This is a genomic window from Streptomyces sp. P3 (assembly GCF_003032475.1).
Taxonomy (GTDB): Bacteria; Actinomycetota; Actinomycetes; order Streptomycetales; family Streptomycetaceae; genus Streptomyces.
In genome coordinates this window covers 6441775-6453925 of sequence record NZ_CP028369.1, presented here as the reverse complement: position 1 = coordinate 6453925, position 12151 = coordinate 6441775, and the positions used below count along the sequence as shown (strand labels likewise).

Below are 12151 nucleotides of genomic sequence, written 5' to 3'. Positions count from 1 at the left end.
CCGTCAACCCGGGGCGCTGGACATAGCCGCGCGCCACCTGCGCACCCGCGACGTACAGCTCACCGGCCACGCCCACCGGTACCGGACGCAGAGCCTCGTCCAGGACGTAGAAGCGGGTGTTGCCCACCGGCGAGCCCACCGGGACCAGGCCCACGCCCGCGTCGTCCGCGCTCAGGCGGGTGGTCGCCACACCGATGGTCGTCTCCGTCGGACCGTAGTGATTGAACACCGCCGCCTCACCGGCGCGTTCCACCAGCTCACGCACCAGCTCCGGCGAGGCCGCCTCGCCGCCCAGGACCAGCGAACGGGCCGGCAGGACACCCTCCGCCCCGGCCACCGAGGCCAGCGCCGCCAGGTGCGAGGGAACAGCCTTGAGGAAGTCGATCCGGTGCTCGGTCAGGTAACCGGCCACCAGCGCCGGGTCGGTGACCGCTTCCTCGGGCAGGACATGCAGCTCTCCACCGGTCGCCAGGCTCGCGAAGACCACCGTGTTGCCCAGGTCCGTGGCCTGCGCCTGAAGAAGGGCATACCGGCCGCCCGGCACATCGAACCCGATACGGCCGGGCACCGAGGCCACATAGTTCGCCACACCGCCGTGCGTGACCGCGACACCCTTCGGACGACCCGTCGAACCCGACGTATAGATGACGTACGCCAGGCCCTCCGCCAACACCGGTACGCCAGGCGCCGACACCGGCGCCGTCGCCAGCTGCATCCGCACGAGAGCACCGTCGACGGCCACCAACCGCACGCCCACCGAGGGCAGTTCGTCGAGGATCTCCTCCGTGGTCACCACCAGCGCCGCCCGGCTGTCCTTCATCGCGAAGGCCACCCGCTCCGTCGGCTGCGCCGCATCCAACGGCAGATAACCCGCCCCCGACTTCCACACCGCCAGCATCCCGGCGATCATCCCGACACCACGCGGCAGAGCCAGCCCCACCACCGACTCCGCCCCCACACCCTGACCGATCAGGTAATGCGCCAGCCGGTTCGCCCGCGCATCCAGCTCGGCGAAGGTCAGCCGCTCGCCGTCGGCCACGATCGCCACCGCATCCGGCGCCCGCGCCACCCACGCCTCGAACAGCTCCACCACCGACGAACCCGCAACCTCCACAGCCGTCGCGTTCCAGCCGGTCAGCACCTGCTCCCGCTCAGCCGCCTCGATCACATCGACCGACGCCACCGCAATACCCGGGTCGCACGTCACCGCATCCAGCACCCGGACCCACGCCGTAGCGATCCGCCCCGCCCACACCGGCTCGAACAGATCCGCCGACACCGTCACCGTGCCCCGCACACCCACCGGACGACCATCAGCGTCGAATTCCTCACCCACGATGACATCCAGGTCGAACTTCGCCGCCGCATCGTGGACCGTCGCGGCGGAGGTCTCCTCAGCGGGCTCCTCGCTCGTCTGGCCACCGGTTCGCAGGCCTGGCAAGTCGAGCACGGCCTCGACGGTGTTCTGTGTCGTGAGAACGACCTGGAAGAGCGGGTGGCGGGCCATCGAGCGAGCAGGCGCCAGCTCCTCCACCAACCGCTCGAACGGCACATCCTGATGCGCCAGCGCCGACAGCGTCCGCTCCCGCACCCGGCCCAACACCTCACGGAAACTCGGCCACCCCGACAGATCCGTCCGCACCACCAACGTGTTGATGAAGAAACCGACCAGATCATCCAGCGCCTCGTCCGTACGACCCGCGTTCGCCGAACCGATCGGAATGTCCGTCCCCGCACCCAGCTTGGACAACAGCACCGCCAGCGAGGCCTGCAACACCATGAACGGCGTCACACCCTCCGCCCGGGCCACCTCCACCAGCCGCTCATGCACCACCGCCGGAACCTCCACCGGCACCTGATAACCACGATGCGAACCCACCGCCGGACGCACCCGGTCGAACGGCAGCCCCAACTCCTCCGGAGAACCCGACAACGCCTCACGCCAGTAGGCGACCTGGCCGGCCATCACACTCTCGGGGTCGTTCTCGTCCCCGAGGATCTCGCGCTGCCACAGGGTGTAGTCCGCGTACTGCACCGGCAGCGGCGCCCACTCCGGCACCCCGCCCGCACCGCGCGCCGCATACGCGATCGACAGATCCCGCGCCAACGGCCCCCGCGACCAGCCGTCACTGGCCACATGGTGCATCACCACGACCAACGCCCGCAGCTCCGCACCCGCCTCGAACAACCAAGCCCTGACGGGAAGTTCGGACGCCAGGTCGAAGCTGTACGCCACTGCCTCGGCGACCGCTGCGTTCAGCGCCTCGGGTGCGACCTCCTCCACCTGCAGCGCCCATTCCAGGTCCCCGATGTCGAGCATCCGCTGGTAGGGCTCGCCGTCGACCACCGGGAAGACCGTGCGCAGCACCTCGTGCCGTCCGAGCACGTCCAGGAACGCGGCACCCAGCGCATCACGGTCGACATCGCCGGACAGCCGGATCACCGCCGGGACGTTGTAGGCGGCGCTGGGTCCTTCGAGCTGGTTGATGAACCACAGGCGGCGCTGCGCGAACGACAGCGGCACCCGCTCCGGCCGCTCCCCCGCCGTCAACGCCACCCGCGCCCGCTCCACACCCCCGAGCCGAACCGCGAGCCCGGCGACGGTGGGCGCCTCGAACAGCACCCGCAGCGGCACCTCCACGCCCAGAACCGACCGCACCCGGCCCACCAGACGCACCGCGAGCAGGGAATGGCCGCCGAGCCGGAAGAAGTCGTCGTCCACGCCGACGCTCTCCAGGCCGAGCACCTCGGCGAAGACCGCGCAGAGCAGTTCCTCCTGCACGCTCGCCGGGCCGCGACCGGAGCCGGTGGAATACACGGGCGCGGGCAAGGCCTTGCGGTCCAGCTTGCCGTTCACCGACAACGGCAGCGCGTCCAGCACCACCACGGCCGACGGCACCATGTAGTCGGGAAGACGGTAAGCGGCCAACTGCCTTACGGATTCCTGAAGCTGGGCACGCGCGGCGTCGCCGTCCGCAACCACGTAGGCGACCAGCCGCTTGTCGCCGGGGACGTCCTCGCGGACGATCACCGCCACCTGCGCGACCTGCGGGTGCGAAGCCACCACGTGCTCGACCTCGCCGGGCTCGATCCGGAAGCCACGGATCTTCACCTGGTCGTCGGTACGGCCCGCGAACACCAACTGCCCGTCCACCGTCCACCGCGCCCGGTCACCCGTACGGTACAAACGCTCACCCGGACCACCGAAGGGATGCGCGACGAACCGCTCCGCCGTCAGACCCGGACGGCCCAGATACCCGCGCGCCAGACCCGAACCCGCCACATACAACTCACCCGCCACACCCACCGGCACCGGAGCCAGGAACTCATCCAGCACGAACACCCGCGTGTTGACCACCGGCGACCCGATCGCCACCTCGGCCACCGACGGATCGCACGGCCAGAACGTGGCGACCACCGTGGTCTCGGCGGGGCCGTAGGCGTTGAACATCCGCCGCCCACGCGACCAACGCGCCGCCGCCTCGGACGGCAGCGCCTCACCACCCGTCACCAGGACCAGGTCCTTGCCTACCGTGGTCTCGTCCAGCGTCGCCAGCACCGCGGGCGGCAGCAGCACATGGGTCACCGCCTGCTCGGCCAGCAACTGCGCCAGCGGCGCGCCGGCCCGCTGGTCCGGCGGGACGACCACCAGGGTCGCGCCGGTCAGCAGGGCCATGAACCACTCCCACGCGAACGCGTCGAAGCCCACCGAGGCGAACTGACCCACCCGCGAACCCGGACCAACGCCCAGCAGACCACCGTGGCCCGCCCGCATACTCGCCACACCCGCGTGCGAGACCAGCACACCCTTCGGCCGCCCCGTCGAACCCGAGGTGTAGATCACGTACGCGGCGTCCTGCGGCCGCACCACCCCGTCCAGCGGGCCGGCGTCCAGTTCCGCCAGGTCCAGCTCCTCGACCAGCACCGCACCAGGAACCAGCTCCTGCGTGCCGGCCGTGGCCAGCACCACGGCCGGCACGGCATCCTCCACCATGTAGGCGACACGCTGCGCCGGATACTCCGGATCGATGGTCATGTACGCCCCACCGGCCTTCAGCACACCGAGCACCGCCACCAGCAGCTCGACACCACGCTCCAGGCACACCCCCACCACCGAGCCCACACCGACACCCCGGCCGGCCAGGAACCGGGCCAGACGGTTCGCCCGCGCATCCAGCTCGCCGTACGACAGCTCGGCTCCGTCGGCGACCACAGCCACCGCCTCCGGAGTACGCGCGACCTGCGCGGCGAACAGCTCCGGCACGGTCAACGGGGCGACCTCGACCGCCGTGTCGTTCCACTCCACCAACGCCCGCCGACGCTCGACGGGGTCGACCACGTCCACCAGCGCCACCGGCTGAGCCGGGTCGCTCGCCACGGCCTCCAGCACCCGGCCCAACCAGCACGCGAGGCGCTCGACCGACTCCGGCTCGAAGAGATCGGCCGAGGCGACCACCGCGCCGTACAGGCCCGCCGGAGCACCGGAAGCGTCGAAGACCTCCCGGAGGCCGACCTCCAGGTCGAACCGGGACACCGTGTCCCCGGCCGACAGTCCGCCGGTCTCGACGCCCGGCATGTCGAGCACGGCCTCGACCGTGTTCTCCAGCGTCAGCGCGACCTGGTAGAGAGGGTGGCGCGACAGCGACCGGGCCGGGGCGAGTTCCTCGACCAGCTTCTCGAACGGGACGTCCTGGTGTGCCAGCGCGGACAGCGTGGCCTCGCGCACCCGTCCCAGCACCTCGCGGAACGTCGGCCGGCCCGACAGGTCCGTGCGCACCACGAGGGTGTTGACGAAGAAGCCGACCAGGTCGTCCAGCGCCTCGTCCGTGCGACCCGCGTTCGCCGAACCGATCGGGATGTCGGTGCCGGCCCCGACGCGGTTCAGCAGGGCGGCCAGGGCCGCCTGCAGCACCATGAACACGGTCGTGCCCTCCGCGGCCGCCAGCTCGGCGAGCTGCGCGTGGACGGCCGCCGGGACCTGCAGCGGTGCGCCGTGGCCGCGGTGTGTGGCGACGGCAGGACGCGCGTGGTCGGCGGGGAGGTCCAGCTCCTCCGGGATGTCGGCGAGCCTCTCGCGCCAGTAGGCGATCTGGCGTGCCATCAGGCTGCCGGGATCCTCGTCGTCGCCGAGGAGTTCGCGCTGCCAGATCGCGTAGTCCGCGTACTGCACCGGCAGCGGCTCCCACCTGGGCGTCTGCCCGGCGCGCCGCGCCGCGTAGGCGGTCGACAGGTCGCGGGCCAGCGGGGCCCTCGACCAGCCGTCGCCGGCGATGTGGTGCAGGACCACGACCAGGACGTGGTCGTCCGCTCCGCTGCGGAACAGCCAGCTGCGGAAGGGCACCTGCTCCGCCAGGTCGAAGGGGTGGTCGAACGCCGCAGCGACCGCGCCCTCCAGATCGGCGGGGTCGATGTCCACGAACTCCAGCTCCCAGGCCAGGTCGTCGAGGCCGAGGATCCGCTGGGAGGGCTCGCCGTCGACGGCGGTGAACACCGTCCGCAGCACCTCGTGGCGGCCGATGACGTCCCGCATGGCGGCGTTCAGCGCCTCGCGGTCGACCTCACCGGTCAGTCGCAGCGCCACCGGAATGTTGTAGGCGGCGCTCGGGCCCTCCAGCTGGCTGATGAACCAGAGGCGACGCTGGGCGAACGAGAGGGGCACCGCTTCCGGGCGCTCCCGGCGCGTGAGCGGCGTCCGGGCCGTCTCGGCGCCCGTGAGCCGGGCGGCGAGGCCACCGACGGTCGGGGCCTCGAACAGGTCACGGACCTCCACCTCCACGCCGAGCAGCGTCCGGATCCGGCTGGTCAGGCGGACGGCGAGCAGGGAGTGGCCACCGAGGGCGAAGAAGTCGTCGTCCACACCGACCTCGGGCACGCGCAGCACCTCGGCGAACGCCTCGCACAGCACCCGCTCACGCTCGCTCGCCGGCGCCCGGCCGGACCCGGCACCACCCGACACCTCCGGCGCCGGCAGCACCTTGCGGTCCAGCTTCCCGTTACCGGTCAACGGCAGCGCCTCCAGCACCACGACCGCCGACGGCACCATGTACTCGGGCAACCGACGCCCGGCGAACTCCCTGACAAGAGCAGGCAGTCCGGCAACATCCTCATCCGGATCGTCGGCAACGACATACGCCACCAGGCGGACATCGCCGGGCACATCCTCACGAGCGACCACAGCGGCCCGCGCGACCTGCGGGTGACCGGCGACGACAGCCTCGACCTCACCCGGCTCGATCCGGAAACCACGGACCTTCACCTGCTCGTCCGCACGCCCCAAGAACTCCAGCTGCCCATCCCCACGCCAGCGAGCGACATCACCCGAGCGGTACATCCGCACACCCGCCTCGAAGGGGCTCGCCACAAAGCGCTCCGCCGTCAGACCCGGCCGCCCCACATACCCACGCGCCAACTGCGCACCCGCGATATACAACTCACCCGACACACCCACCGCCACCGGACGCAACGCACCATCCAGCACAAACAACCGCACGTTCGCCACCGGACGACCGATCGGCACCACCGCACCGACCTCATCACCGGCCCGCACCTCGAACACCGCACAGCCGACCGTCGCCTCCGTCGGACCGTACTCGTTCACCACCACCGCCCCCGGCGCACGCTCCAACAAACCCCGCACCACCGAACCGGCCAACGCCTCACCACCCACCACCCACGTACCCGCGGCGCCGGCCACCTGGTCATCCGTCAGCATCTCGCCAAGCAGCGGGAGATGCGCAGGAACGGCCTTCGCCAGACCGAAGCCACCCCGCTCACGAACCAGCTCCGCCAGGCCCTCCGCACCACCGTCGCCGCTCACCACCACCGGCGCGCCCGAGATCAGCGGCACCACCACACTCGTCACCGTCAGATCGAACGCCAGCGACGAATGCAGCGGCGCACCACCCGCCGGACCGTACGAACCCGCCGCCCACAGCGCGTAGTTCGCCAACGCCCCGTGCGGCACCGCCACACCCTTCGGACGACCCGTCGAACCCGACGTATAGATCACATACGCCAGACCGTCCGCCGTCACCGACACCTCAGGCGCCGTCGTAGGCAGAGCGGACAACTCCATCGCCGTCAGCGGACTGTCCACCGCGACCATCAGCGCCCGCCCGGCCGGCAGATCCTCCAAGACCTCCTCGTCGGTGAGCGTCAGCACCGCACCGCTGTCCGCGAGCATGAACGAGATCCGCTCCACCGGATAGGACGGGTCGATCGGCACGAACGCCGCCCCCGCCCTCCACACCGCGAGGATCGCCACCACCGCGTCCAGCCCGCGCGGCAGACACACACCCACCAACGACTCCGCACCCACACCCCGGCCCACCAGACAGTGGGCAAGCCGGTTCACGCGCGCGTCCAGCTCAGCGAACGACACTTCCTCGCCGTCCGCCACGACCGCCACCGCATCCGGCGTACGCGCCACCTGCGCGGCGAACAGCTCCGGCACCAGAGCCGAACCCAGCTCCGCCGCCGAGTCGTTCCACTCCACCAACACCCGACCGCACTCGGTCTCGCCCAGCACATCCACCGAGTTCAGCGGCGTGTCCGGCCCGCCGTCGAGGGCCGTCCCCAGCGCCGCCGCGAGGTGGGCGACGGCGACGTGCATCAGCTCGGCGACCGCCTGCGGAACGATCGGGGCGATGGCGTCGATCGTCACGTCGAGCGTGTCCCCGTCGTCGGTCACGGCGACGGACAGTGGGTAGTTGGTCCGGTCGTGCTCGTAGACCATGCGGATGCCGCCGGCCATGCCCTCCGGGCCGTCGCCCCTACCGGTCTGCGCACCTCGTGTGCCCTGGCTGTGGCGGTAGTTGAAGAAGGAGGTGAACAGCGGGCTGTTGCCGGGCACGCCGCTGGCGCGCTGCGCGACCGCCAGGGGGGCGTGCTCGTGCTCGAGCAGCTCGGCGAGCTGGCCGCGCATCACCGACACGGCCTCCAGGGCGCCGAGTCGGCCGGTGCGCAGGCGGACGGGGAGGGTGTTCATGAACGGGCCGAGGACGCGGTCGGAACCGGCACCGGCGTTCATCCGGCCGAAGAGGACGGTACCGAAGACCACGTCGGTTCGGCCGGAGACCGCCGCGAGGACCCGCGCCCAGGCGACGTGCAGGACGGACGCCGGAGTGACGCCGATCCGCCGGGAGGTCTCCCGGATCCGGTCGGTGAGGTCCTGCGGCAGGGTGAGCGCGTCGCGGACCACACCGCTGCCGTCGCCGCGCGCGGCGACCAGGCCGTACGGCGCGGTCGGCTCGTCCACGTCCCCGAGCAGCTCGCCGAAGTAGCGCTCGTGTTCGGACTCGTCGACGGCGCCGCGCGCCTGGGCCACGAAGTTGCGGAACGGGAGCGGCTCGGAGAGTTCGTCGCCGCGCCCGGTGAGAAAGGCGCGCACCTCCGCCAGCAGGACCTCCTTCGCGGTGTGGTCCTGCACCATGTGGTGCATCCGGATCAGGGCGAGCCACCGGTCGCCGGCTCCGCCCTGCGGCACCTGGGCCACGTGCAGGCCGATCAGCGGGGCCCGGCTGAGGTCCATCGGCGTGCTGCCGACCGCCACCAGCTCGGCGATCGGGTCGTCCCCGCCAGGTGTGAGGGCGACCTCCGCCACCTGGAGTTCCGCCCGGCGCCACACGACCTGGACCGGTTCGCGCAGGCCGTCCCAGACGATGCCGGTGCGCAGGACGTCGTGCCGGTCGACCACCCGCTGCAGGGCGTCCAGGAAGCGGTCCAGGAGCTCGCGCGAGTCGAACTCCAGCACCGTGGGGAGGGCGTAGGCGTCCTCGCCGGCGCCGGCGAGCAGGTGATGGAAGAGCAGGCCCTCCTGCAGCGGGGCGAGGGGATAGACGTCCGCGATGTTCGCGGCGCCGCCCTCCACCGTCGCCGTGATCCGCTCGAGCTCCTCGGCGGTGACGTCGACCAGCGGGAGCATCTCCGGCGTGATGGCGGTCGCGCCCGTCAGGATCAGGTTCTCGGGCACCGTGACCTGGGTGGCGCCGTCGGACACGGCGAGCCCTGCCGGGGTCGGGCTCTCGAAGAGCGCACGCACGGAGACGGGGACGCCGCGGGCGCGCAGCCGCTCGACGAGCCGGACGGCGAGCAGGGAGTGGCCGCCGAGGGCGAAGAAGTCGTCGTCGGCACCGACCCGCTCCTGGCCCAGGACCTCGGCGAACTCCTCGCACAGGACCTGCTCCTGGCGGTTCGCCGGGGGGCGTCCGGCACCGACGGCGAACTCGGGGGCCGGCAGCGCCGTGCGATCGAGCTTGCCGTTGACGGTCAACGGCAGGGTGTCCAGCGGGACGACCGCCGCCGGGACCATGTACTGCGGCAGTCGCGACGCGACGAACTCGCGCACGGCGGAGCCGAGTCGGGCCTGGTCGGCGGTGGCCTCCGCCGGGACGACGTACGCGACGAGGCGGACGTCGCCGGGGGTGTCCTCGCGGGGGACGACGGCGGCCCGGGTGACGCCGGGGTGCTCGGCGACCACGGCCTGCACCTCGCCGGGCTCGATCCGGAAGCCGCGTATCTTGACCTGCTCGTCCGCGCGGCCGGCGAAGACCAGCCGGCCGTCCTCCGTCCAGCGCACCCTGTCGCCGGTGCGGTAGAAACGCTCGCCGGGCGCGTACGGGGAGGCGACGAACCGCTCCGCGGTCAGATCCGCGCGGCCGACATAGCCGCGGGCCAGCTGCGCCCCTCCGATGTAGAGCTCACCGGTGACGCCGGGCGCGACCGGCTGGAGGTCGCGGTCCAGGACGTACATCCGGGTGTTGGCCACGGGCCCGCCGAAGGGCACCGCGCCGGTGCCGTCCGGGTCGACCCGCCCGACGGCCGTGATCACGGCCGCCTCGGTCGGCCCGTAGGCGTGGACGAGCCGCCGGCCGTGGGCCCAGGCCCGGGCGAGGGCGGGATCGATGCCCTCGGAGCCGACGACCATGGCGCCGACTCCGGCCAGGTCCTCCAGTTCCAGGACGGCGAGCAGCGAAGGCACGAGGCTGGCGGAGCGGACGCCGGCCGACTGCACGAGGGCGCGCAGGAGGGCGGGTTCGGAGCGCTCGGTCGCGCTCGCCACGACGAGGGTGCCACCGTGGGCGAGGGTGACCGCGACGTCCAGGACGGAGGCGTCGAAGTTGAACGAGGCGAACTGGAGGACCGGGACGCCCGGGCGCACCTCCATCAGGGGTCCGAACACGGATACCAGGTTGGCCAGGGCGGCGTGGGCGGTGGCGACGCCCTTCGGCCGGCCGGTCGATCCGGAGGTGTAGATGACGTAGGCCAGTCCGGCGGGGGTGAGCGGGCTGTGCGGGGCGGTGGCGGGCAGGGCGGCCAGCTCCGCGGCCTCCTGCGGGTCGTCGAGCCACAGCACCCGGTCTGCGTGGAGTTCGGCGGCGACGCCGTCGGCCGCGGCCCGGGTGCTGAGGACCACCCGGGCGCCGCTGTCGTCGAGGATGTACGTCAGGCGGTCGACCGGGTGCTCGGGGTCGAGGGGCACATAGGCGCCGCCGGTCTTCCAGACGGCGAGGACAGCCGTGACGATGTCCACGCCGCGCGGCAGGCAGAGGCCGACCACCGACTCGGCGCCCACGCCGAGAGCGGCCAGCCGGTGGGCGAGCCGGTTGGCGCGGGCGTCGAGTTCGGCGTAGCTGACCTCGGTGCCCTCGTGGACCACCGCGACGGCGTCCGGGGTCCGTTCGACGTGCTGGGCGAACAGTTCGGGCAGGAGGCCCGGCCCGACCTCGGCCGCGGTGTCGTTCCACGCGGTCAGCAGCCGGTCGCGCTCGTCCGCGGCGAGGACGTCGACGGTGTCGATCGGGGCCTGGGGCCGGGCGGTCAGTTGTTCGAGGACGCGGGCCAGCCGCTCGGCGACACGGACGGCGGACGCGGCCTCGAAGAGGTCCGCGTTGACGATGACCGAGCCGCGCAGGCCGGCCGGGGCGCCGGTCTCGTCGAAGGTCTCCTCGGCGACGACCTCCAGGTCGAACTTGGCGACCGTGCCGACCGGTCCGGCGGCCGTGGCCGGCTCCGCGGCGGGCTCCTCGGCCCGTGCGCCACCGAGGTCGGCCTCGGCGCGGGCGAGGTTCTCCACGCTGAGCATGACCTGGAACAGGGGGTGGCGGGCCAGTGAGCGGGTCGGGGCGAGTTCCTCGACGAGCTTCTCGAAGGGGACGTCCTGGTGCTCGAAGGCCGACAGGTCCGTCTCGCGCACCCGGGCGAGGAGTTCGGTGTAGGTCGGGTCACCGGAGACGTCGGTGCGCAACACGAGGCTGTTGATGAAGAAACCGACCAGGTCGCGCAGGCCGACGTCGGTGCGGCCGGCCACGGCCGTGCCGATCGGCAGGTCGGTCCCGGCGCCGAGCTTGGACAGCAGCACGGCGAGCGCGGCCTGCAGTGCCATGAAGGCGGTCACGCCCTCGGCCCGGGCCAGCTCCACCAGCCGGGCGTGCGTCTCGGCGGGGATGTCCAGCGGGGTGCTGTGGCCGCGGTAGGAGGCCACCGGGGGCCGGGTGTGGTCGTAGGGGAGCTCCAGTTCCTCCGGGGCACCGCTCAACGCGCTCTGCCAGTAGGAAATCTGACGGCTCATCAGTCCTGCCGGGTCGGCCGGGTCGCCGAGCAGTTCGCGCTGCCAGAGGGTGTAGTCCGCGTACTGGACCGGCAGCGGCTCCCAGTCGGGCGCCCGGCCCTCGCGACGGGCCGCGTAGGCGGCGGAGACGTCGTCGGCCAGCGGGCGCAGCGAGTAGCCGTCGCCGGCGATGTGGTGCACCACCACGGCCAGCACGTGCTCCGCCGGGGCGGTGGTGAACAGCCAGGCACGGATCGGGAGTTCGGCGGACAGGTCGAAGGCGGTCGCGGCCGCGTCGGCCAGCGCGCGGTCGCGTTCGGCCCGCGCCGCGGACGGCTCGGCACCGGACAGGTCGACCCGCTCGAGGGCCCAGTCCAGCTCCTCGATGGCGTGGATGTGCTGGTAGGGCTCGCCGTCGGCCACGGCGAAGGTGGTCCGCAGGACCTCGTGCCGTTCCAGGAGGTCGCGCAGGGCCGCGGCGAGAGCGTCCTGGTCGAGTTCACCGGCCAACGGCAGGGCGAGGGGAATGTTGTAGTGCGCGCTCGGCCCCTCCACCTGGTGGATGAACCACAACCGGCGCTGCGCGTATGACAACGGAATCAT

The 12151-nt window shown here is 72.2% G+C and carries 1 protein-coding gene (cut by a window edge); it reads right to left on the bottom strand.

From position 1 onward, the window contains the following. Nucleotides 1-12151, bottom strand: the 5' portion of a protein-coding gene (locus C6376_RS28525; RefSeq protein WP_107446043.1) for a non-ribosomal peptide synthetase. The gene continues 5819 nt to the left of window position 1, outside the view; the window shows 12151 of its 17970 coding nt (coding positions 1-12151); it begins with the start codon at nucleotides 12149-12151; its stop codon lies off the left edge, out of view.